Source organism: Actinoallomurus vinaceus (assembly GCF_039542055.1).
Classification (GTDB): Bacteria; Actinomycetota; Actinomycetes; order Streptosporangiales; family Streptosporangiaceae; genus Actinoallomurus; species Actinoallomurus vinaceus.
In genome coordinates this window covers 55341-78410 of sequence record NZ_BAABHK010000028.1, presented here as the reverse complement: position 1 = coordinate 78410, position 23070 = coordinate 55341, and the positions used below count along the sequence as shown (strand labels likewise).

20 protein-coding genes and 1 pseudogene are annotated in these 23070 nt (G+C 71.3%); 5 read left to right on the top strand and 16 right to left on the bottom strand.

All coding sequences use genetic code 11. From position 1 onward, the window contains the following. Positions 1 to 221: 221 nt before the first annotated feature. Positions 222 to 806 carry a Uma2 family endonuclease gene (locus ABEA24_RS50360; RefSeq protein WP_345443184.1) on the top strand — a complete coding sequence of 195 codons (585 nt, stop codon included), beginning with the start codon at positions 222 to 224 and terminating at the stop codon, positions 804 to 806. A 78-nt stretch (positions 807 to 884) separates the two neighbouring features. Here the strand turns inward: ABEA24_RS50360 and ABEA24_RS50355 are convergent, their stop codons facing one another. The 3 genes from ABEA24_RS50355 to ABEA24_RS50345 all read right to left on the bottom strand — a co-directional run bounded on the left by ABEA24_RS50355 (position 885) and on the right by ABEA24_RS50345 (position 4724). Continuing rightward, positions 885 to 1982 (bottom strand): branched-chain amino acid aminotransferase, encoded by a 1098-nt coding sequence (locus tag ABEA24_RS50355; RefSeq protein WP_345443181.1) that lies wholly within the window; start codon positions 1980 to 1982, stop codon positions 885 to 887. A gap of 145 nt (positions 1983 to 2127) precedes the next feature. Further along, positions 2128 to 3174: a 3-isopropylmalate dehydrogenase gene (locus tag ABEA24_RS50350; RefSeq protein WP_345443178.1), complete on the bottom strand. Its 1047-nt coding sequence runs from the start codon at positions 3172 to 3174 to the stop codon at positions 2128 to 2130. A 47-nt stretch (positions 3175 to 3221) separates the two neighbouring features. Beyond that, positions 3222 to 4724, bottom strand: a complete 1503-nt coding sequence (locus tag ABEA24_RS50345) for an ROK family transcriptional regulator (protein WP_345443175.1) — start codon at positions 4722 to 4724, stop codon at positions 3222 to 3224. A 138-nt stretch (positions 4725 to 4862) separates the two neighbouring features. On the opposite strand from ABEA24_RS50345, the gene ABEA24_RS50340 reads away from it, so the two are divergent. After that, entirely contained in the window at positions 4863 to 6260 is a 1398-nt protein-coding gene (locus tag ABEA24_RS50340; protein ID WP_345443172.1) for an APC family permease, read from the top strand. Next, positions 6257 to 7153 (top strand): ROK family protein, encoded by an 897-nt coding sequence (locus tag ABEA24_RS50335; protein ID WP_345443170.1) that lies wholly within the window; start codon positions 6257 to 6259, stop codon positions 7151 to 7153. The genes ABEA24_RS50340 and ABEA24_RS50335 overlap by 4 nt, the downstream gene beginning before the upstream one ends. A 522-nt stretch (positions 7154 to 7675) precedes the next feature. On the opposite strand, the gene serA is transcribed toward ABEA24_RS50335, so the two are convergent. Further along, positions 7676 to 9280: a phosphoglycerate dehydrogenase gene (serA, locus tag ABEA24_RS50330; protein ID WP_345443167.1), complete on the bottom strand. Its 1605-nt coding sequence runs from the start codon at positions 9278 to 9280 to the stop codon at positions 7676 to 7678. A 174-nt stretch (positions 9281 to 9454) separates the two neighbouring features. Here serA and ABEA24_RS50325 point away from each other — a divergent pair, with 174 nt between their 5' ends. Then, positions 9455 to 10129, top strand: coding sequence for a hypothetical protein (locus ABEA24_RS50325; RefSeq protein WP_345443164.1), 675 nt, complete (start codon positions 9455 to 9457; stop codon positions 10127 to 10129). A gap of 175 nt (positions 10130 to 10304) precedes the next feature. Here the strand turns inward: ABEA24_RS50325 and ABEA24_RS50320 are convergent, their stop codons facing one another. Genes ABEA24_RS50320 through ABEA24_RS50305 form a run of 4 tightly spaced genes read right to left on the bottom strand, consistent with a single transcriptional unit; the run spans position 10305 to position 13981 of the window. After that, entirely contained in the window at positions 10305 to 10988 is a 684-nt protein-coding gene (locus ABEA24_RS50320; RefSeq protein WP_345443161.1) for a response regulator, read from the bottom strand. Further along, entirely contained in the window at positions 10985 to 12115 is a 1131-nt protein-coding gene (locus tag ABEA24_RS50315; RefSeq protein ID WP_345443159.1) for a sensor histidine kinase, read from the bottom strand. The genes ABEA24_RS50320 and ABEA24_RS50315 overlap by 4 nt, the downstream gene beginning before the upstream one ends. 23 nt (positions 12116 to 12138) lie before the next feature. Beyond that, a complete protein-coding gene (locus ABEA24_RS50310) occupies positions 12139 to 13086 on the bottom strand; it encodes a hypothetical protein (protein WP_345443156.1) in 948 nt (315 codons plus the stop codon). Next, positions 13067 to 13981 (bottom strand): ABC transporter ATP-binding protein, encoded by a 915-nt coding sequence (locus ABEA24_RS50305; RefSeq protein WP_345443154.1) that lies wholly within the window; start codon positions 13979 to 13981, stop codon positions 13067 to 13069. Before ABEA24_RS50305 ends, ABEA24_RS50310 begins: the two co-directional genes overlap by 20 nt. 193 nt (positions 13982 to 14174) lie before the next feature. Here ABEA24_RS50305 and ABEA24_RS50300 point away from each other — a divergent pair, with 193 nt between their 5' ends. Then, positions 14175 to 15365 (top strand): lipase family protein, encoded by a 1191-nt coding sequence (locus tag ABEA24_RS50300; RefSeq protein ID WP_345443152.1) that lies wholly within the window; start codon positions 14175 to 14177, stop codon positions 15363 to 15365. A gap of 11 nt (positions 15366 to 15376) precedes the next feature. Here the strand turns inward: ABEA24_RS50300 and ABEA24_RS50295 are convergent, their stop codons facing one another. The 8 genes and pseudogenes from ABEA24_RS50295 to ABEA24_RS50260 all read right to left on the bottom strand — a co-directional run bounded on the left by ABEA24_RS50295 (position 15377) and on the right by ABEA24_RS50260 (position 23055). Continuing rightward, the gene (locus ABEA24_RS50295; protein ID WP_345443151.1) at positions 15377 to 16003 is read right to left on the bottom strand and encodes a thymidylate synthase; all 627 of its coding nucleotides are present in this window, start codon (positions 16001 to 16003) and stop codon (positions 15377 to 15379) included. A 2-nt stretch (positions 16004 to 16005) separates the two neighbouring features. After that, positions 16006 to 16713: a hypothetical protein gene (locus tag ABEA24_RS50290; RefSeq protein WP_345443148.1), complete on the bottom strand. Its 708-nt coding sequence runs from the start codon at positions 16711 to 16713 to the stop codon at positions 16006 to 16008. A 280-nt stretch (positions 16714 to 16993) separates the two neighbouring features. Continuing rightward, positions 16994 to 17977 carry a ketol-acid reductoisomerase gene (gene ilvC / locus ABEA24_RS50285; RefSeq protein WP_345443251.1) on the bottom strand — a complete coding sequence of 328 codons (984 nt, stop codon included), beginning with the start codon at positions 17975 to 17977 and terminating at the stop codon, positions 16994 to 16996. A gap of 30 nt (positions 17978 to 18007) precedes the next feature. Next, positions 18008 to 18532 (bottom strand): acetolactate synthase small subunit, encoded by a 525-nt coding sequence (ilvN, locus tag ABEA24_RS50280; protein ID WP_345443144.1) that lies wholly within the window; start codon positions 18530 to 18532, stop codon positions 18008 to 18010. Between the two features lies 1 nt (position 18533). Next, positions 18534 to 20297, bottom strand: a pseudogene (locus tag ABEA24_RS50275) (acetolactate synthase large subunit); the annotation flags it as partial. A gap of 318 nt (positions 20298 to 20615) precedes the next feature. After that, entirely contained in the window at positions 20616 to 21167 is a 552-nt protein-coding gene (locus ABEA24_RS50270) for a cysteine hydrolase family protein (RefSeq protein ID WP_345443142.1), read from the bottom strand. Continuing rightward, positions 21164 to 22531, bottom strand: a complete 1368-nt coding sequence (locus tag ABEA24_RS50265) for an MFS transporter (protein WP_345443139.1) — start codon at positions 22529 to 22531, stop codon at positions 21164 to 21166. Before ABEA24_RS50265 ends, ABEA24_RS50270 begins: the two co-directional genes overlap by 4 nt. A 74-nt stretch (positions 22532 to 22605) precedes the next feature. Then, a complete protein-coding gene (locus ABEA24_RS50260) occupies positions 22606 to 23055 on the bottom strand; it encodes a MarR family winged helix-turn-helix transcriptional regulator (RefSeq protein ID WP_345443137.1) in 450 nt (149 codons plus the stop codon). Positions 23056 to 23070: the final 15 nt, after the last annotated feature.

The window sequence follows — 23070 nt, the reverse complement described above, 5'->3', positions numbered from 1 at the left end:
TACGCATGATGGCACCGAGTCTGCCACACCACCGCACCGATGGACACATCCATCTCACGATCCGAGACGCACGCCGCTCACCAGCCCGGAGAGCGAGACCTGCAGTCGCAAATCGAACTGACGATCGGCCGATTCGCCTGCACACAGATCCCATTATCGGCTACCGTCCGTCACTTAACGCGTACTTTACGTTCTAGACGACGGGAGAGGATGATGGGACCATGTCCATCGTGCTGGAGAAGCCGACCGACGTGGAGACCGACGAACGCAGCGACGTCGAGCGCCGCTACCAGGAGCTCAGCGAGCGCTGGCCGGACCGCAAGGTCGAGATCATCGACGGCCGGATCGTGGTTAGCGAAGGATCTACCATTGATCACGCTGAGGTCATCTTTCAGCTGCTGCTCCAACTGATGCCGTTCGTCACTGAACGCGCATGGCAGATCTGGCAGGATGTCGCGCTCTTCCTCGGTCCGCAGGTCGACCGGTACCGTCCCGATCTGCTCGTCGTGCCGCAGGATCCGCCCAAGTGGGGCGACGACCACGTCTTCGGCAACGCCACGTATCTCGTCGTCGAGGTCGTCTCCAAGAGCAGCGTCCGCGACGACCACGAGATCAAGCCGCGGACCTGCGCACGCGGCGGCGTCCCGCTGTACCTGGTGGTCGACGCCTTCGCGGGCAAGGCCCGGCTGCTCAGCCACCCCGGCAAGGACGGCTACGTGCACGAGGTGGACGTGAAGCTCGGCGAGCCGCTGGATCTCCCGGCCCCCTGGGAGCTCACCCTCGACACCGCCCGGCTGATCGCCTGATCGAGGAGCGGATGACCATGGAGCGGGCGTGACCGAGGGCGCTGCTCGTCGCGAACAGCGCCCCACGTCATCCGCGCGTCAGGCGATCTTGTGGATCCAGCCGTACGGGTCGGGGCGGTCGCCGTACTGGATGCCGACGAGCTCCTCACGCAGGCGCATCGTGACCGGGCCGGGCTCCCCGGAGCCGACGAGCCACTCGTCCTTGGCGCTCTTGACCCGGCCGACCGGCGTGATCACGGCGGCGGTGCCGCAGGCGAAGACCTCGGTGAGCTCACCGGAGGCGTTGCCCTCCCGCCACTGATCCGTGGAGATGCGCCCCTCCGAGGCCGGGACGCCGAGGTCGGGGGCGAGCTTGAGCAGGGCGTCACGGGTGATACCGGGGAGCAGCGTGCCGGTGAGGGCGGGCGTCATGACGCGGGCGTCCGCGCCGGAGCCGTACACGAAGAAGAGGTTCATGCCGCCCATCTCCTCGACCCAGCGGTGCTCGTTCGCGTCGAGCCACACGACCTGGTCGCAGCCCTCCTGGACGGCCTGGGCCTGGGCGACGAACGCGGCGGCGTAGTTGCCGCCGCACTTGGCCGCGCCGGTGCCGCCGGGGGCGGCCCGGGTGTACTCCTCCGACAGCCAGACCGAGACCGGCTTGATCCCGCCGGTGAAGTACGACCCGGACGGCGAGGCGATGACGATGAACAGGTACGACGAGGACGGGCTGTTCACACCGAGGCCGCGCTGGGTCGCGATGATGAAGGGACGCAGGTAGAGGCTGTGCCCCTCCTGGGTCGGCACCCAGTCGCGGTCGGCGTCGACCAGCAGTTCCAGGGACCGGACGAACGTCTCCTCCGGGAGCGGGGGCATCGCCATGCGCTCGCAGGAGGTGTTGAAGCGCGCGGCGTTGGCGTACGGACGGAAGGCGACGATCGACCCATCGGCCCGGCGGTACGCCTTCAGGCCCTCGAACAGCTCCTGGGCATAGTGGAAGACCGCGGTCGCCGGATCGAGCGTCAACGGGGCGTACGCCTCGAGGCGTGCGTCATGCCAGCCGTGCTCCGCGTCCCACCGGATGGTGATCATGTGGTCCGTGAAGGTCTGGCCGAAGCCCGGGTTCTCCAGCAGTCGTTCGCGCTCGTCCGCCGGCGTGCGGTGGTCGGAGAGCCGGATGTCGAACTCGATGGTCATCTGACGTCCTCTCGCGGTACGGCCTCATCGCCGCTCCGTACACATTGTCGCCTTTTGTCGCCTTCAAGTCTCCTTTGCTCACGGCAGCCCAAAACGGGCGCGCCGTGGGGCGCGCCCGGAGGGTTTCCCTGGGGAAAGGCGCGCCCTAGCCGGATACTCGCTCGGCGATGTCGTCGCCCGCCTCGCGGGTGGACCGCGCGGCCCAGGCGCCCTGGCGCTCGATGAGGTCGTCGGCGACGGCCTGCTCCACCTTGCGGGCCTCGGCGGTCAGGCCGAGGTGGTCGAGGAGCAGCGCGACGGACAGGATCGTCGCGGTCGGGTCGGCCTTGCCCTGACCCGCGATGTCGGGGGCGCTGCCGTGGACCGGCTCGAACATGCTCGGCGCCGCGCCCGTGGGGTTGATGTTGCCGCTGGCGGCCAGGCCGATGCCGCCGGCCACCGCCGCGCCCAGGTCGGTGATGATGTCGCCGAAGAGGTTGTCGGTGACGATCACGTCGTAGCGCTCCGGCTGCGTCACGAAGAACATCGTGGCGGCGTCGACGTGGGAGTAGTCGACCTCGATGTCCGGGTACTCCTTCGCCACGGCGTCGACCGTGCGCGACCACAGGTCGCCCGCGTAGACCAGGACGTTGTTCTTGTGGACGAGGGTGAGCTTCTTACGCGGGCGGCGGGCCGCCTGCTCGAAGGCGTAGCGCACGACGCGCTCGACGCCGAACGCGGTGTTGAGGCTCTCCTGCGTCGCGACCTCGTACGGCGTGCCCTTGCGGAGCACCCCGCCCGCACCGGCGTACAGGCCCTCGGTGCCCTCCCGCACGACCAGCATGTCGATGTCCTCGGGCCGGGTGTCGGCGAGCGCCGTCGTCACGCCCGGGTAGAGCCGCACCGGGCGCAGGTTGACGAAGTGGTCGAGCTCGAACCGCAGCCGCAGCAGCAGGCCGCGCTCCAGCACGCCGCTGGGCACGGTCGGGTCGCCGACGGCTCCCAGCAGGATGGCGTCGTGCCCGCGGATCTCCTCCAGCACGGAGTCCGGAAGCGTCTCGCCGGTCTTGTGCCAGCGGGTCGCGCCCAGGTCGTACGCCGTCTGCTCGATCTTGAGGCCCAGCGCGTCGAGGACCTTGAGGCCCTCGGCGACGACCTCGGGGCCGATGCCGTCGCCCGGAACGACGGCCAGGCGGATGCTGCGGGAATCCATGCATGTACCTTAGCGGGTCGTCTCATCCCATGAGAAGTCGTCTCAAATTATGGGCGATTTCCGCCCGCCTCCTGGATGCCGCCGGGCCTCTGAATGCCGCCGGACCCGGAAGTTTCGCCGGTCCCGGGAGCGCTGCCGGCCCCGCGGGCGCCGCCGATTCTCTGAGCACCGCCGATCCCCGGAGCGCCGTCGGTCCGCCGTGCGCCGCCGGGTCCCGCCACACCGCCGGTCCCTGATGCGCTGCGCGGTGCCGTCCCACCGCCGGTCCCTGATACGCCGCGTTGTGCCCCCGCACCGCCGGTCCCCGGCGCGCCGTACGGCCCCGGGAAGACGCCCGGCGCGGGGACGTCGCCGGCTCCGGCGATGGCCCGGTCGAACACCAGGGCGCGTGCGGTCGCCAGGCCCGTGGCCAGCGCGCCCAGGACGACCGCGTCGTCCCCGAGCGGGGACACCTCGACGCGCGGCGGCCCGAGCGGCGTCATGGTCTCGAGCCGGTCGCGCACCTCGCCGAGCAGGACGTCGGCGCCGTGACCGCCGATGCCGCCGCCGAGGACGATCAGCTCGGGGTCGAACAGCGCGGTCACGCCGGCCAGCGCGTGGGCGACGTGGTCGGCCTCCCGCGCCACCGCCTGGACCGCCACCCGGTCACCGTCGCGCGCCTCGTCGAACACCCGCTTGGCGGTGATCTCGCCGGTCATGCCGAGCCGCCGGGCCGTGGCGACCACCCCGGTCGCCGAGGCGACCGCCTCGAGCATGCCGTGCCGCCGGGAGTCCGGCGCGTGCGCGAGCGGGTCGGCCTCCCCTGCCGGCAGGAACGCGATCTCTCCGGCCGCGCCGCGCGCGCCGCGGTACAGGCGGCCGTCGATGATGATCCCCATGCCGATGCCGGTGCCGATCGACACGTAGACGAAGTGCCGCAGCCCGGCGCCGAGCCCGTAGCCCTGCTCGCCGAGCGCGGCCAGGGCGATGTCGTTCTCGATGGCGAACGGCGCGGGCAGCCGCTCGGCGAGCTTCGCGGTGACGCCCGGGGTGTTCCAGCCGGGGATGTTCGGCGCGAGATGGAGACGTTCGTTCTCGACGTCGTGCACGCCGGGCGTGCCGAGCACGATGTTGGTGATCTCCCCGCCGGCCGCCGCGGCGAGGCCGTCGACGATCTCGCTGAGCTGGCGGATCAGCTCGGCCGCGTCCCCGGACCGCGCGGGGACGTCCTCCCGTACGGCGATCTCGCCGCCGAGGTCGACCAGGGCGGCGCGCACCCACTGGCGGCCGACGTCGAGGCCGATGACCCAGCCGGCCTCCGGCCGGATCTCATAGAGCAACGCCGCCCGCCCGGCGTTGCCGGTCCGGTGGCCGACCGGACGGACCAGCCCGGCCCGTTCCAGGTCGGCCAGGGCCAGCGAGATCGTGGGCTTGGACAGCCCCGTCGCCTCGGCGAGCTGCGGTCGTGACACCGGCCCGAGCAGCCGGATCCGCTCGTACACCGCACGCTCGTTCATGATGCGCAACACGCTCGTGGTGTTGGCCGTCTCCCCGCCGCTAGGCACGTTCATCCTCTCGCCGTACGCTGCACAACAGAGTGTCACATGCGACCGAGGACTTGATTTGTTAGGGAGGCTCTCTTACATTCTCCCCAAACGCCGCTGACCAGGCAGAAGGCCGACAAAGCGCCACGAAAGGGAGTGGGGAGCATGACGTCTCCCGCGTCTCCGGGGTTCGAGCGACGCCTCGGGTTGTTCCAGGCCACCACCGTCAACATGACACAGATGTGCGGCATCGGGCCGTTCGTCACGATCCCCGCCATGATCAGCGCCTTGCAGGGCCCGCAGGCCATGTTCGGCTGGGTGATCGGCGCGATCATCGCCGTCGCGGACGGCCTCGTGTGGGCCGAACTCGGCGCCGCGATGCCCGGCGCCGGCGGCACGTACCTCTACCTCCGTGAGGCGTTCCAATACCGGACCGGCCGCCTGATGCCGTTCCTGTTCGTCTGGTCGGCGGTGCTGTTCATCCCGCTGATCATGTCGACCGGGGTCATCGGGCTGGTGCAGTACGCCGGGTACCTCTGGCCCGCGCTCGTCCACGGCAAGGGCCTGTCGACCCTCGGCCACGTGGTCGCGGTCGGCGTCGTCGGCCTGGTCGTCCTCGCGCTGTACCGGAAGATCGGCGACATCGGCAAGATCACCTCGATCTTCTTCGTCGTCATGCTGGTCTCCGTGCTCGGCGTGATCGTCGCGGCGTTCACCCACTTCCACTCCGACCTGGCCTTCGGCTTCCCGCACGACTCGAGCTCGAAGTTCTTCAGCGGCCTGGGCGCGGGCCTGGTCATCGCGATCTACGACTACCTCGGCTACAACACCAGCGCGTACCTCGGTGCAGAGGTGCGCGACCCGGGACGGGTGATCCCCCGCTCGATCATCTACGCCATTCTCGGCATCATGGGGCTGTACTTCCTGCTCCAGATGGGCGTCCTCGGCGTCGTGCCCTGGCAGGAGGCGAAGGACTCCAGCTCCGTGGCCTCCCTGGTGCTGGAACGCACCTGGGGCAAGGGCGTCGCCCAGGTGTTCACGGTGGGGATCATCATCACGGCGTTCGCCTCGGTCTTCGCCGGACTGCTCGGAGGCTCGCGCGTGCCCTACAACGCGGCGCGCGACAAGGTCTTCCTCCCGTGGTTCGGGCGGCTGCACCCGCGCCTGCACTTCCCCACCGTCGGCCTGTACGCGATGGGCGTCGTCACGGCGATCGGCTCACTGTTCACCCTCACCGACGTGATCAGCATGCTCACCGCGGTGTTCGTGCTCGTGCAGTCGGTGGCCCAGATCGCCGCCGTCACCGTGCTGCGGATCCGCCAGCCGAACCTGCCCCGCCCGTACAAGATGTGGCTGTACCCGCTGCCCAGCATCGTGGCCCTCGCCGGCTGGATCTACATCTACCAGGCGGCCGGGCTCAAGCCGATCCTGCTCTCGGTGGCCTGGCTCGCCGCCGGCGCCATCGCCTACCTGGCCTGGGCCCGCGCCGAGCATGCCTGGCCGTTCGGTCACGAGGAGATCCACGAGGCCTTCGCCGAGCATCCCGGGCAGGCCTCCGCATGACGATGGACGGTACGTCGGTCGGCGAGTTCGTGCTCGGGATCGACTTCGGGGGGACCAAGGTGGCGCTCGCGACGGCGAGCGTCACCGGAGAACCGGTACAACGCACACGCCTGGCGACACGCGCCGCCGACGGCGCCAAGGAGGTGGTGCGCCGCGTGCTGGACGCGGCGCACGACCTCGTCGCCGGCACGCCCGGCCGCCTCGTCGCGGCCGGCGTGTCCACGTTCGGGGTGGTCCGCGACGGCAGGGTGCGCCTCGCGCCCAACGTCCCCGGCTGGGAGGACCTCCCGCTGCCCGCCCTGCTCGAGGACGGACTGGGCGTGCCCGCGGTCCACGTCGACAACGACGTCAACGCGGCCGCCGTCGCCGAACTGCGCTGGGGCCGCCTCAGGGGGACCGACGTGGGTCTCTACGTCAACCTGGGCACCGGCACCGGCGCGGCCATCGTGGTCGGCGGCAAGGTCGTCCCCGGCACGCACGGCGCGGCCGGCGAGATCGGCTACCTGCTGCGCGACCCCGCCGAGCCGGGCTACGCGGACGGGCGCGCGCCGCTCGAGGAGTACACCTCCGGAAGCGGACTGGCCGCACGCGGGTCCGCGCTGCTCGGCGAGCGGGTCACCGCCGAGGAGCTGTTCGCCCGGCGGGGCGAGCCCGCGGTGGCGGCGCTGCTCGACGACGCCGGCGCGGCGGTGGGGATGGCGGTCGCCAACCTGACGGTCTTCCTCGATCCCGAACGCGTCGTCGTCGGCGGCGGGATGGCCGAGGTGTTCCTGCCCGCTCTCCGCGCCGCGATCACCCGCGCGGCGCCCTTCCCGCCCCCGGTCGAGGCCGCGCGCTTCGTCGACGACGCCGCACTGATCGGCGCCCTCGCCCTCGGCGTCCAGGCCACCTGACCGAACGAGATCTCGCACGCCCCCGTCATGAGCGACGCGGACCGGGCCGGTGCGGGGATGTAGAGCACAGGCGTAGGGGCGCTCGCGGGGGTGTGGCCGCGGGCGCCCGTACGGCGAACGGCTAACGGCCGGCGGCGCCGCCGTTGTCGCGGCGGTCCAGCGCGGTCTGAACGGCTCGGGCGGCCTCTTCGGCGGCCTCGTCGGCGGGGGTCCAGGCGGAAGTGGCGTCCATGGGATTCGTCTCCGTGAAAGGTGTCAAGGGCGGACGGATCAAATGGGACTCACGGCCAGCGGCGGACTCCGCGGCGGGTCGCCGGCCTGCCCAAGATCAGGCCCCGCCGCGGCAGCGAAGAATGAGTACCAAGCGCCGCATGACCTTTTCGACGCTACCCGCCGAGTCCCATTCTGTCTCGCCTCTCGGCCAGGAATCTCACATGCCAAGACGCTTTACCGAGCCGTCGCCCGCGACCTCGTCTTTCTCCGGGTCTTCTCCCGACGAAAAATCTTCCTTGAATCTTCCTTTCAGACCGGCCGGGACTCATGGTCGAGGTCGACGCGGCGGCCCTGCTCGGCGCCGATCTCTTCGGTGATCGCGTCGACGAGATCCGGTGTGAGCGCGGAGTCGACGGTCAGCGCGATCAGGGCCCGCCCGCCCTTCTCGTGCCGGCCCACCTGCATCCCGGCGATGTTGACGCCCGCGTCGCCGAGCAACCGGCCCACCACGCCGACCATCCCGGGCCGGTCGGTGTAGGTGAAGAAGCCCATGTGCGCGGCCGGCGCGATCTCCATGGCGTAGCCGTTCACCTCGACGAGCCGCTCGACGTGCCGTGGCCCGGTCAGCGTCCCGGACACCGACACGGTCGCGCCGTCGGCCATCGTGCCGCGGACCGTCAGGAGGTTGCGCCAGTCGGGGCTGTCCTCGCTCGTGGTCAGGGTCACCTCGACGCCCCGGGCGCGCGACAGCAGGGGCGCGTTGACGTACGTCACCGCCTCTTCGACCACGTCCGTGAACGCGCCCTTCAGCGCGGCCAGCTCCAGCACCTTCACGTCGTGCCGGGTGATCTCGCCGCGCGCCTCCACCTCGAGGCGTACGGGCAGGCCGCCGGCGAGCGCGGTGAAGATCCGCCCGAGCTTCTCCGCGAGCGGCAGCGCGGGCTTGACGTCCTCGGCGACGACCCCGCCCTGGACGTTCACCGCGTCCGGCACGAACTCGCCCGCGAGCGCCAGCCGGACCGAACGCGCGACCTGGGTGCCCGCCTTCTCCTGTGCCTCGTGGGTGCTCGCGCCGAGGTGCGGGGTGACCACGACGTTGTCGTGCTGGAAGAGCGGGCTGTCGGTGCACGGCTCGGTGCGGAACACGTCGACGGCCGCCCCCGCGACGCGTCTCTCCTTGAGCGCCAGGTCGAGGGCGTCCTCGTCGACGATGCCGCCACGGGCGGCGTTGACGATCCGCACGGACGGCCTGACGAGCCTCAGCTCCCGGTCGCCGATGAGGCCGAGCGTCTCGGGGGTCTTCGGCAGGTGAACGGTGATGAAGTCGCTGGTGCGCAGCAGCTCGTCGAGCGGGACGAGCCGCGCGCCGAGCTGCGCCGCGCGCGCCGCCTGGACGTACGGGTCGAAGGCGATGACCCGCATGCCGAAGGCGGCGAGCCGCTGCGCGACGAGCACGCCGATGCGGCCGAGGCCGAGGATCCCGACGGTCTTGTCGTGCAGTTCCACCCCGGTGTACGCGGAGCGCCGCCACTCGCCGCGCTGAAGTGCGGCGTGCGCCTGCGGGATGTTCCGGGCGGTCGCCAGCAGCAGTGCGATCGCGTGCTCGGCCGCGGTCACGATGTTCGAGGTCGGCGCGTTGACGACCATGACGCCGGCCCGGGTCGCCGCCTCGACGTCGACGTTGTCGAGGCCGACGCCGGCGCGGGCGACGACGCGAAGCCCGGGTGCGGCGGCCAGCACGGCGGCGTCGACCGTGGTCGCGCTGCGGACGATCAGGGCGTCCGCGCCGGCCACCGCGGTGACGAGCGCGGCGCGATCGGTGCCGTCGACGCGGCGGATCTCGAAGTCGGGCTCCAGGAGCGCCAGACCGGCGGGCGAGAGCTCTTCGGCGATGAGGACCACAGGCCTACTCACGGGCACGACCCCCTACGTACGGCTTGCACGGTACGGGGACGTTGATCCGGCGTGACCCTCGCCCTCCGCGACTTTAGTAATGCCCGATGTATTCGCCAATGAGATCCGGTGAATAGGGACTGCCTTGGCCGGGTTCGGCCCATCCGGTGTCCCGCACGCACTAGTGTCTGGCGCATGGCAAATGGAAACCCGAAGCTGGCGGACGTGCTCGCCAAGCGCGGTGAACCTGAGGAGATCCTGGGCGCGCTCGTCGACGGCGGGGTCCTCATCGTGACCAACCCGGACGGCTCCGTCCTCGTGGGACAGCTCGAGGACGAGACCGTCGCGCTCGCCGCGTTCACCAGCCCGGGTGCGTACAGCGAGAAGTCCGAGAGCGAGGAGTTCCAGCAGGCCGACGCCGCCCTGCTGCTGGAGATCGCCCGCAGCGGCGAGGTCCAGGCGCTGGTGATCGACCCGGAGAGCGACGACGCCGCCCTGATCCCGTTCAGCGACGTGCAGGGCTACCTCGTCACGCAGGGCATGGGCGTCGACGAGGACGTCGAGGTGGCGTTCCGCGCAAGCGAGCACGAGTTGGTGCCGCACCTGAAGGACGGCATCGCCGAGCGGCTGCCGGAGTACCCCGCGGTCGAGCGCGTGTGGATCTCCGACGTCCGGATGCCGAGCGGCGTGGAGGGCATCATGCTGCACGTCGTGATCTCCGAGGGCGCCGACCCGCAGCTCGCCAACGATCTGCTCCAGGCGACGATGGAGAAGCTGCCGTCCAGTGACGTCCCGGTGTTCGCGCACGTCGCCGACGACGAGAGCGAGGAGTTCCTCGCCGAGATGGACGCCGCCGTCGTCCGCCGCTGACCTGTTTCGCGGGCCGCCGGCCGGAGAGCACCTCCCGGCCGGCCGTCACGGCCTGACCGGACCTCATATCACCGGTCCCCGCATCACCCGGCCCCCGCATCACCGGGCCCTCGCGTCGCCGAGCCCCCCGTACGCCGTCTGAGCCACTCCGGTGCCACGGCCCGCTGCCCCGCGCTCAGCGCCCTTCGCCGGGCCGGATCAAACCGTTCTCATACGCGTACACCACGGCGTGCACGCGATCGCGCAGCCCGAGCTTCTCCAGCGCATGGCCGAGATGGGTCTTGACGGTCGTCTCGGCGATGCACAGCGCCCGGGCGATCTCCGTGTTGCTTCTGCCACCGGCCACCAGGTCGAAGACCTCACGTTCCCGGGCGGTCAGCCGGGCGAGCGCGGCCGGCGGCCGGATCGGCATCCGTCGCCGGCCGGTGAACGCCTCGATCAGCGGCCTCGTCACCGTCGGCGAGAGCAACGCACCGCCATGGGCGGCGGCGCGGACGCCCAGGAGGAGCTCTTCCGGCGGCGCGTGCTTGAGGAGGAATCCGCAGGCGCCGGCGCACAGTGCGTCGTAGATGTACTCGTCCAGGTCAAAGGTGGTCAGGACGACGACGCGGGGTCCTCGCCCGGTCGCGTCGCCGACGATCCGGCGGGTCGCCTCCAGTCCGTCCATCACCGGCATCCTGATGTCCATCAGGACGATGTCCGGAGCGGTCTCCCGGGTACGCGCCACCGCTTCCGCGCCGTTCGCCGCCTCGGCCACCACGGTGAGGTCCGGCTGCCCGCCGACCAGCGCGACCAGGCCGGCGCGGACGAGCGCCTGGTCGTCGGCGACCAGCACGGTGATCAGGCCGTCCGACGTCATGATCCACTGTTCCAGGCGTCGTACGGCAGCGCGGCCGTGACCATGAACCCTCCGCTGGTGGCGGAGGCGCGCAGACCGCCGCCGAACGACTCCGCCCGCTCCCGCATGCCCAGGAGCCCGCGGCCGCCCGCGGCCGGGCGACCGCCCTTAGGCGCCCGCCCCGGCGGGCCGTTGACGATCTCCAGGGCGAGGTGGTCGTCGAGATAGCGCAGCGTCACGCGGGTCGCGGCGCCGGGCGCGTGCCGCGCCACGTTCGTGAGTGACTCCTGGACGATGCGGTATGCCGAGAGCTGCAGCCCGGGGCTGAGGTCCCGGACCTTTCCGGTCACCGCCAGATCCGCCGGAACACCGGCGTCACGCGCGGTGGCCAGCAGCGTGTCGATCTCGGTCAGGGACGGAACCGGCCGCCGGAACGCGTCTCGCGCGCCCGGCCCGTCATCACGCCGCAGGGTGCCGAGCAGATGGTTCAGCTCGTTCAGCGCCTCGCGGGACAGCCGCTCGACCGTGGCGAGCACCTCGGCCGGCGCGGAGCCGTTCAACCGGGCGGCACCGGCCTGCACGGTGATCGCCGAGAGCTGGTGGACGAGCACATCGTGCAGCTCGCGGGCGATCCGGGTGCGTTCGGCCAGATGCGCCGCCTCCACTCCGGCGGCGGCCTCGGCGCGCCGTGCCGTGGCCGCGTCGCCGACGAGGAACGCCGCGCCGAGCAGCGCGAACGGCACCCCTGCCAGACGGTGCAGGTTGAGCGTGACGCCGATGACGGCCCCGACGAGCAGGCTGAGCCAGCCGAGCCAGCGCGCGTATCTCCGGGCTCCGGTGGCGTACGCGCCGACGCCGTACGCGGCGACGAGAACGGCCGCGAACGCCGCGATCAGGTCCCGGGCCAGCGCTGCCCGGATCACGAGCGCACCGGCCGTGGCCGCGAGGACGAGCACCGGGAAACGCCGCCGCCACACGAAGGGGACGGACCCGGCGAGTGCCAGGGCCAGGTAACCGAGGACGACCGGGGTGGCGGGAACGTGCGAGGCCGGCCTCCACCACCACGGCACGTCCGGCGCGGCCCACGCGAACAGCCCGGCCGCGACGAGCGCGTCGACCCTTCCGGCCGTCGCGAGGTCACGCAGCATGAGCCGACTGTAGGACGACGGCATCAGGTCACGTCCGCACTGCGGAAGAGGACGACGGCCACCGTCGCGCAGGCCAGGAAGGTCGCGGCCAGCCCGGTGAGGCCGAAGAGCCGGCCGGGCTCTGCTCCTCCGGCGGTGATGAACCGGGACCAGAAGTTGTCCGGCAACGCGGTGATCGAACCCTGTCCGGCCGCGAATCCCATCCAGCCCTGCACCCAGGTGGCGGGCGTCCACCGGCCGGTGCCGGGCAGTGCGGCCAGCGCCAGCATCACGATGAAGGTCCCGGCGGTGGTCGCCGTCGTGCCGATCGTGCTCCGGGTGACGACGGCGGCGAGCAGGGAGACCGCGGAGAACACGGCCAGAACCAGCAACGCCCGTCCGGCCTGTGCGCCCGACCACCTGACCGCCTCGGCAACCGTCTCATGTGGATCCGGCAGCCGATAGGCCCGGACCAGAACGGGGCCGGCCACGGCGAGCGCCGCCCAGCACGCGCCGATCAGCGCGGCACCGGCCAGCCACAGGCTCACGAGCTTCGCGGCGAGCACCCGCCATCGGTGGCCGCACGCGGTGAGCACACTCTTCAGGGTCCGGCCGGACCACTCGCCGCCGATGTGTCCTCCGGCCAGCAGGGAGAGCGCCAGCACCCCGGGCAGGGACGCCATGAGGCCCGCGGTCTCGGCGCCCGCGGCCGCCGGGTTCAGCTGCGCGGCCGTATGCGTCGCGATCGCGAGATGGCGCATACGGAGGACGGTGATCCGGACCCGCATGCGCTTCTGCGCGGCCGTACAGGGAGGGCCCTCCTGCACGCCCATCGTCGCGCAGGACGGTATCGGCACGGCCTCCTGAGCGCCCTGGCGAGCGTTGGAGGCACCGGTCACGGCCAGGAGCACGCAGAACAGCGCCGACGCGAACGTCACTCCGTACAGCAGCGGCCGGTCCAGCTTTCGCAGTTCAGCGCGGAGCAGTCGCATCGGTCTCCTCCTCGGTGACGGTCAGTCGCAGGAACGCCTCCTCGAGGCCGGGATGCTCGACGCGGATCTGCCTCGCCCACACCCCCGCGCGCCCCAGGATCGCGTTGATCTCGCGCCCGTCGGCCCCCTCGACCAGCAACGTCCGGGGGCCGTCCGTGCGCACCGGCCGGCCGGCGAGGAGGCCGCGGGCGGCGTCCCGGTCGGCCGCGTCGAGCACGACCCGCACCCGTTGCCGCGCGGCGGCCAGCCCGGCGACCCGCCCCTGCTCGACCAGACGGCCTCGGTTCATGACGGCGACCCGGTCGCACACCTGCTCCACCTCGGCCAGCAGGTGGCTCGAGACGAACACCGTCATGCCGTCGTCGGCGAGGGCCCGCAGCAGCGCGCGGAACTCCCGGATGCCCGCAGGGTCCATGCCGTTCGTCGGCTCGTCCAGAACGAGCAGGGCGGGGTCGCGCAGCAGCGCCGCCGCGAGGCCCAGCCGCTGCCGCATGCCCTGCGAGTAGGCCTTCACCTTCCGGCCCGCCACGGCGGACAGGCCGACCCGCTCCAGAGCCGCGCCCACGGCGTCGGGACGCGCCGGAGGCGGCCCGTGCAGCGCCAGCACCTTCAGGTTGCGGCGCCCGGTCATCCACGGGTAGAACGCCGGCTCCTCGATCATCGCGCCGACCCGGCTCAGCCCGTCCGGGTCCGGCAGCCGACGCTCGTTGACCCAGGCCCGCCCGGCCGTCGGCGCGATCAGGCCGAGCAGCATGCGCATCGTCGTGGTCTTGCCCGATCCGTTCGGCCCCAGGAATCCGAACACCTGACCGGCGTCGACGGCGAGATCCAGGCCGTCGACGGCGACCGTCGACCCGTACCGCTTGGTCAGGCCCTCACATCGGATCACCCTCATGGCACCGACGGTAAAGAGCCCGCCCCGCGGCGTCCTCATCCCACGGGGCGAACCGCGTCTCATCCAATCGACGACCCGAACGCCGCCGGGATCCGTCCTCCCGGGCGGAGCGTCCCCATCGTCGAATGAACGAGGCCGGGATCGGCCGCGAGCACGAGGACAGGCCGATCCGCGGCTCCTAGCGTCCTGCCGTATGAAGCACACGATGCTCGCCGCCGCGGGGATGGTCCTGCTCACCGCCTGCTCGGCGGCCACCGGCAAGAACGCCGCGGACCCCGACGCGGGTGAGGCCAGCCCGCATCCGCGTCCTACCTGGGCGTTCTATCGCCCGCCCGAGCCGTTGCCGCAACGGGCACCCGGCACCCTGATCCGCAGCGAGCCCATCGCCGCCCCGGCGGGGGCGCACGGCTGGCGGATCCTCTACCACTCGCGCAGCACCGCGGGCCGGGACATCGCGGTCTCCGGATCGGTGTTCGTCCCGGCCGCCGTGCCGCCTGCGGGCGGTCGCCCGGTCGTCGCGTGGGCGCACGGCACGACGGGGCTGGGAGACTCCTGCGCGCCTTCCACCGATCCGCAGGCGCTGGGCGGGATCGAGGACGGCCCCGCGCTGCTCGCCGCGGGCGACGCCATCGTCTCCACCGACTACGAGGGGCTCGGCACGCCGGGCCCTCACCCGTACCTCGTCGGGCCGAGCGAGGGCCGGTCCGTGCTGGACGCCGTCCGTGCCGCCGCGCATCTGCCCGGCGCCCGCATCGGCCGGTCCGTCGTCGTCTTCGGCCACTCGCAGGGTGCGCACGCGGCGCTGTTCGCCGGCGGGCTCGCAGCGTCGTACGCGCCCGATCTACGGCTCCTCGGGGTCGCGGCGGCGGCACCGCCCATCGACCTGACCACCTTGGCCCGCCACGTCACGCAGCTGGACTACGGGACCGGCTACCTGGTCATGATGGCGGCCGGCTACAGCGCGGCCGACCCGTCCGCGCGGCTGGACTCGATCACGACACCGGCCGGGAGGGCCGGTCTGAGCGTCATCGAGGACGGCTGCGGCGACGACGTGATCGAGGCCTATTCCGGCCTGTCCGCACGGGCCGTCTTCGCCAGGGATCCGCGTACGACGCCGCCCTGGTCGACCGGCCTCGTGCGCGACGGCGTCAGCGCGCTGCCCCGGAACGTGCCCGTACTGGTCATGCAGGGCGGGCGTGATCCGATCATCCCGGCCGACGTGACGAAGGCCGCCGTGCGCCGGATGTGCGGTCGTGGAAGCGTCGTCGCCTACCGGGTCTACCCGCACGCGTACCACAACGTCGTGCCCTCGGCCGCGTCGGACCTGAACGCCTGGATCACGGCACGCTTCCACGGCGCTCCCCCACCGGACGACCGGTGCTGACCTGCGCGCGGTCAGGCCGCGCTGCGCGTCGCGGTCCCGGCCAGGACGCCGGTGACCGCGCCGGTGTCGGCGATGTACACGTGGGGCACGTCCACGAAGACCCGCATCGTCCCCGCCGGAACGCCCACCGCCTCGGCCACCTCCAACTGCACCGCGCGCAGCGGGATGTAGTTCAAATAGCTCGTGTACGCGTTCTGGGAGCGGAACGTCGCGGTCATCGCCATCCGGCGGGATCTGAGCCGGAAGGCCAGGGCGGCGAGGCAGGGCACGGCGTCCTGGCGCTCGCCCGGGACCGTCAGCGAGATCCAGCCGCTCTTGGTCCACGGGCGCGCCCGCAACAGTTCGATCACCCAGTCGAGCTGGTCGACGCCGCGCAGGTCGCGCAGCCGCGCGCCGTAGCTGTACTTGAACGGCGGCACGACGTCCGTCCGGGTGAACTTCGCCGTGTACCGGGCGACGGCCTCCGCGTCGCCGTACGTCTGGATGATCGGGTCGTCCCAGCCGAGGGCCGCGATCTCGAACAGCCGCGACGACGCCTCGATGACCGGTCCCCGGTCGTCGAGGCCCACCTCGCCCGTCGTCCACACGTGCCGCATGAGGCCGATCCACGCCTCCCCGCACGTGAGCCAGCGTTCCATCCTCACGACTCCACGGAGGGGAAGCCGTAGGGGTTGGCCGGCTCGCTGCGGCGCCGGGCCGCGCCGAGCCGTATGTGGTAGACGAGGAAAAGGAGCGTGGCGGTGACCCCGATCCAGACGGTCACCACGATCGGGGTCGGCCGGGCGCCCGAGAGCCCGAGCAGCCCGATCGAGATGTAGGCCGCGTCGACGATTGCGAGCCCGATCGCGGTGACGCCGGGGCCGGACGTCGGCGCGAAGGACTCCGGGTAGGCCGGGTCGATCGGGAGGTTGGGCGCCCAGCCCACCTCGCGGAAGTGGTCGCGCAGCTCCTCGACGTAGAGCAGCCGGAAGTTGTTCACCGCGCGGGCCGTCCGCAGGTGCCGGGAGGTCGCCTCGATGAGGCGGAGGTACGGCAGGACGCCCATCGCCCCGAAGATCGCCGTCAGGGCGAAGACGTACGGGGGGATGCGATGCCAGGCGGTCAGCGCGGCCGGGTCGAGCACCTTGGCGCTCGCCAGGGCGACCACCGCGCCGAACGGCGCGGCCAGCAGGCTCATCGCCAGTCGGAGCATCTTCAGGCGCTCCTCCGACGCGGCCAGGTAGACCTGGTAGATCCCGCCGAAGTCGGTCGCCAGGAGTTGAACGAATTGTGTGGGGTCGATGTCGGCCCGGCCGTCGCGGTGTGCCCGCGGTTCGGTCCGTGGCGCTCCTAAGCCTGTCTTACGCATGAGCCCGTCCCGCTCTCGCGCCTCACGGTACGACTCCGCCCCATGCGGCTCAACGGAGTCGAAACCACCCATTCCGCCGCCTTGAGTATCCTCCTTCCCGCAGCCGGTCGGTGCCGAATTCCGATTGAGGCGCGGCCCAAAGCCGGGTTCGAAGCATTGTTTTACGGAGTGTTAAGCACCGTGGACAAGGTCCCCGCGGTTGCCGAATTTCAGGCCCCGGAAAAGACGTCGCCCCGGCCGTGCGAGCGCACGTGCCGGGGCGAGTCGTCGAACCGCCGGGTCAGTCCTGCAGCCAGGACATCATCGGGCGGAGCTTGGCGCCGGTCTGCTCGATCGGGGAGTTCTGCTCCTCCTCGCGGCGCTTGAGGAAGTTCGGCCGGCCGGCGTCGAACTCCTCGACGAGCTCCTTGGTGAAGGTGCCGTCCTGGATCTCCTTGAGGATCTTGCGCATCTCCTCGCGGGTCTGGTCGGTGATGATGCGCGGGCCGCGGGTGTAGTCGCCGAACTCCGCGGTGTCAGAGACCGACCAGCGCATCTTCGACAGGCCGCCCTCGTACATGAGGTCGACGATGAGCTTCATCTCGTGCAGGCACTCGAAGTAGGCGGCCTCGGGCTGGTAGCCGGCCTCGACGAGGGTCTGGAAGCCCGCCTTGATGAGCTCGGAGACGCCGCCGCAGAGCACGGCCTGCTCGCCGAACAGGTCGGTTTCGGTCTCCTCCGTGAAGGTGGTCTTCAGCGCGCCCGGGCGGGTGCCGCCGATGGCCTTGGCGTACGAGAGGGTGAGCGGCCAGGCGTTGCCGGTGGCGTCGTTCTCGACGGCGACGAGCACCGGCACGCCGCGGCCCTCGGTGTACTGGCGGCGGACGAGGTGGCCCGGGCCCTTGGGGGCGACCATGGCCACGTCGACGCCCGCCGGCGGCTCGATGAGGCCGTAGCGGATGTTGAGGCCGTGGCCGAAGAACAGGGCGTCGCCCTCGACCAGGGACGGCGCGACCGCCGTCCGGTAGACCTCCCGCTGCAGGTGGTCCGGGATCAGCACCATCGTGAGGTCGGCCTCCTCACAGGCCTCCTCCGGCGTGACGACGCGCAGGCCGTCGTTCTCGGCCTTCTCGCGGCTCTTGGACTCCTTCGGCAGGCCGACGCGAACGTCGACCCCGGAGTCGCGCAGCGAGAGGGCGTGCGCGTGCCCCTGGCTGCCGTATCCGAGCACCGCCACGTGGCGGTCCTGGATGACGCTCAGGTCGGCGTCGTTGTCGTAGAAGATCTCAGCCACTTGCCTTTGCCTCTCTGAGTTTCACGCGCTGCGCTCGATGGCGCGCAACGAGCGGTCTGTGATGGAGCGGGCGCCGCGGCCGACGGCCACCATGCCCGACTGCACCAGTTCCTTGATACCGAACGGCTCCAGGACCCTGATCAGGGCCTCCAGCTTGTCCCTGCTTCCGGTCGCCTCGACCGTGACCGCGTCCGTGGCCACGTCGACGACCTTCGCGCGGAAGAGCTGGACGGTCTCCAGAACCTGGGAGCGGGTCTCCGCGTCGGCCCGGACCTTGATCAGTATCAGCTCGCGCTGCACCGACGCCGACGGGTCCAGTTCGACGATCTTGATGACGTTGACCAGCTTGTTCAGCTGCTTGGTGACCTGCTCCAGCGGAAGGTCCTCGACGTTGACGACGATCGTCATCCGGGAGATGTCCGGGTGCTCCGTCGTCCCGACCGCGAGCGAGTCGATGTTGAATCCGCGCCGGGAGAACAGTGCGGCGACCCGGGCGAGGATGCCCGGTTTGTTCTCCACCAGGACGGAAAGCGTGTGCCTGCTCATCTCAGTCCGTGTTCTCCCAGTCGGGCGCCATGTCGCGGGCGATCTTGATCTCGTCGTTGTTGGTGCCGGCCGCGACCATCGGCCAGACCATCGCGTCCTGGTGCACGATGAAGTCGATGACGACCGGGACGTCGTTGATCTCCATGGCCTTGGCGATCGTGGCGTCCACGTCGGCGGCGTTGTCGCAGCGCAGCCCCGCGCAGCCGTACGCCTCCGCCAGTTTTACGAAGTCGGGGATCCGGCGGGACTGCAGGTCGCTGTTGGAATAGCGCCCCTCGTAGAAGAGGGTCTGCCACTGCCGGATCATGCCGAGGTTGCCGTTGTTGATGACGGCGACCTTGATCGGGATGCCCTCGATGGCGCAGGTGGCCAGCTCCTGGTTGGTCATCTGGAAGCAGCCGTCGCCGTCGATCGCCCAGACGGCCGTGTCGGGCCGGCCCTGCTTCGCGCCCATCGCGGCCGGCACGGCGTACCCCATCGTGCCGAGGCCGCCGGAGTTGATGAACGATCCGGGGTTCTCGTAGCCGATGAACTGGGCGGTCCACATCTGGTGCTGGCCCACCCCGGCGACGTACAGCGCGTCCGGGCCGACGATCTTGCCGATGCGCTCGATGGCGTACTGCGGGGCCAGGCTCCCGTCCTCCGGCCGGTCGTAGCCCAGCGGGTAGGTGTCACGCCAGGAGTTCAGCTGGCGCCACCAGGCCTCGTAGTCGCCCTTGCGCCCGGCGGCGTGCTCGGTGCGCACCGCGTTGATCAGGTCGGTGAGGACGTCGCGGCAGTCGCCGACGATCGGGACGTCGGCGTGGCGGTTCTTGGAGATCTCGGCCGGGTCGATGTCGGCGTGCACGACCTTGGCGCCGGTGGCGAAGCTGTCGAGGCGGCCGGTGACCCGGTCGTCGAACCGCGCGCCCAGCGCGATCAGCAGGTCGGCGCGCTGCAGCGCGCCGACGGCGCCGACGCTGCCGTGCATGCCGGGCATGCCCATGTGCAGCGGGTGGCTGTCGGGGAGCGCGCCCTTGGCCATCAGGGTGGTCACCACGGGCGCGCCGGTCAGTTCGGCCAGCGTGCGCAGCTCCGCGGCGGCGCGCGCCTTGAGCACGCCCCCGCCGACGTACAGCACCGGCCGCTTGGCCTCGGTGAGGAGGCGGGCGGCCTCGCGCACCTGCTTGGCGTGCGGCCGCGTCACCGGGCGGTAGCCGGGCAGCTGCATCGGCTGCGGCCAGAAGAAGTCGGTCTGGTTCTGCAGCGCGTCCTTGGAGATGTCCACGAGGACCGGGCCCGGGCGGCCGGTCGAGGCGATGTGGAACGCCTCGGCGATCGTACGGCCGATGTCGGCGGGGTCGGTGACGAGGAAGTTGTGCTTGGTGATCGGCATCGTGATGCCGGAGATGTCCGCCTCCTGGAAGGCGTCCGTGCCGATCGCGCCGCTCGCGACCTGGCCGGTGATCGCGACGATCGGCACCGAGTCCATGTAGGCGTCGGCGATCGGGGTGACGAGGTTGGTCGCGCCGGGACCGCTGGTCGCCATGCACACGCCCACCTTGCCCGTCGCCTGCGCGTACCCCTGAGCGGCGTGGCCCGCGCCCTGCTCGTGCCGGACAAGGATGTGGCGGATCTTCTGCGAGTCGAAGAGAGGGTCGTAGGCCGGGAGGATGGCCCCGCCCGGGATCCCGAACACGGTGTCGACGCCGACCTCCTCCAGGGCTCTGATGAGCGCCTGGGATCCGGTCATCCGTTCGGTCATCTGCTTCATCCTTGTTGCTCTTGAGCGCTGGGCTCTGCCCCTTGGCGTGCCAGGCGGGCGATGCCGTCCGGGACGCGGTGCGCGGGGCCGGGGTTATGGCCAACAAAAAACCCCTCGCGCCGGACGGCGGTCGAGGGGAGCGCGCAAGCGATCTACTCGGTCAGCTTGCGCGCCGACCAAGTACGAGAATCAGGTTGCGGTTCATGGTGTCAACCATGGTGGGTTTCGCGGCTCGCGTCAAATCCTTGGACGGCATGTCTCACCATCCGAGACGAATGCACCGGTACGAGCACCGTCGACCGCACCCGCCGCGGCGGGTGCGGTCGACGTGACGGACGGTCAGGCGAGGGACTTCACCCACTCGTCGACGGTGACGACGTCCGCCTGCCGGGGGAACACCTTCTCGGTGAGGACCCGGTGGACCTCAGGGTCCACGTCGGCGCAGCCGTCGGCCAGGACGGTGAGGCGGTAGTCCAGGTCGGCGGCCTGGCGCAGGGTGGACAGGACGACACCGCTGGTGGCGATGCCGGTCAGCACGAGATGGTCGATCTCACCGGACCGCAGGACCAGCTCCAGGTCGCTGCCCGCGAATGCGCTGACCCGCTTCTTCGTGACGATGCTCTCGCCGGGCCGGGGCGCGACGTCGGCGTGGACGGCCGCGCCGGGGTCGTCCGGCGTGAACGCGCCCGGCGGCAGGGCCGCGAAGGCCTTGTTGCGGTCGCTCTTCTCCGGATGGCCGGGGCGGAAGCCGATGACGACGTGGATGACGGGAACGCCGGCGTCGCGGGCGCCGCCGACCGCGCGGGCGAGCCGCGGCAGGTAGTCCGCGTCCGGTACGCGGGGGACGATGCCCTCCTGGACGTCCATGACGAGCAGAGCGGTGTTCTTCATCTGTCGGCTCCATTTCTCTGGTGAGGGGTCACGCGCTGGTCCGACCCGCGGATCCGGCGCAGTGAGCGGTCGGCGACGGTGATCGCCAGGAACACACCTGCCACGGCGAGCAGGAACCAGGCGAGACGGTGCAGGCCTCCCGTGTCGGCCCGGTGGGCGAAGAAGGCGCCGCCGGCCGCGGAGGAGATCATCGCGCCGAGGTAGGAGAAGGTGCGCAGGAGCCCGGCGGACGAGCCGATCCGCGCCGGGTCGGCCTGGTAGTACACCGCGTTCTGCAGGGCGAGGCCGTTCAGCCCCTGGGGGATGCCGCAGACGAGGGCGACGGCGACCAGCAGCCACACCGGGCTGCCCGGGTGGAGCAGCAGGAGCATGGCGCAGGCGGTGACCTGGCCGACGGCGCCGACGATGAGCTTGCCCCGGATCTCCGCGCGGCGGCCGGTCGCGGCGGCGACGAGGATCCCGGTCAGGAACAACGGCAGCTGCGCGAGCCCGGCCTGGGAGGCGGACAGCCCGCGCCCCTCCTCCAGCCACTCGGTGTAGCCGTACAGGAAGGAGTACGACACGACATAGGCGAGGAGCGCACGAGCGTAGGTGAGCAGCAGGGGCAGGTTGCCGCCGAACACGCCCAGGTCGATGAACGGCTCCACCGCGCGGGACTCCCGGAGCGCGAAGCCGGCTCCGGCCGCGACGGCGAGCACCGGAAGGTACCAGTGAGCGGACCCCGGGCTCATCAGGAACAGCAGCACCGCGACGAGCATCGCGGCGAACAGGGCCATGCCCGGCAGGTCCAGCCGGGCCGCCGGCCGTTCGGACGCGGCGCGTTCGGGAAGGGGCGTCTTCGGCAGCCGGAGCCGGCCGATGATCAGGCCGGCGGCCGCCAGCGGGATGTTGACTGCGAGGGTGGCACGCCAGCCGCCGACCGCGATCAGCAGCCCGCCCAGGGAGGGGCCGATGACGGCGACGGTCTGCGTGCTGATCGCGATCGCGGTCAGCACTGCGGCCGGACTGTCCCTGCCGGTGCGCTCGGCCTCACTGCGGATGAGGTACATCGCGGCCGGGTAGCCGGCGCACGTGCCGAATCCGAGCAGCACCCGCGCGACGACCAGCACGCCCAGGTTCGGGGCGAGGAGCCCGACCAGACCGGCGATCCCCACGAGGAGGGTTCCGGCGAGGAAGAGGCGGCGCGGCCCGTACAGGTCGATCAGCCGCCCGACCACGGGCTGCCCGATCGAGGTGGCGAGGTACAGCCCGGAGACCAGCCAGGCCGTCTGGGACGGCGGAGCCCCGAACGCGGCGCCGATCGGGACCAGGGACACCGAGACGAGCGTCGAGTTGATCGGGTTCAGCACCGCGCCCAGGATCATCGGAGCGAGGAGCCTGCGGTCGAAGGCGTCTCGCGGGGGGCTTTCGGTGCGTCGCGAGCGGATGGCCTTCAAGGTCATGAGCGCGTGAGCCGGTCCAGCAGGGCCAGCGCCTCGATGACGGTCCGGCGTTCCTCTTCGGTGTAGCGCTCCTGCAGGGCCCGGGCCAGCCATTCCTCGCCCGCCCGCCGCTTGTCCTCCAGGAACGCGTGGCCCGCCTCGTTCACCGAGACCAGCTGCCGGCGGCCGTCGTGGGGGTCGGGCCGACGCTGGATCAGACCGCGCTCCTCCAGCACGGAGAGGGTGGCGGCCATCGACTGGGGCCGGACCCGCTCGGCGGCGGCGAGAGCACTCGCGGACGCCGGCCCCTCCTTGTCCAGCCTGCTGAGCACGGAGGTCTGCGACGGCGTCAGCCCCTCCGTGTCGTACGTCTCCCGGAACCGCCGCCGCAGGCGGCCCACCACCACGCGCACCTCGTGGGCCGCACGAACGGCGGACTCGGACACCTCTGTGGTGATCTTGTCCATGCCTCCACGGTAAAT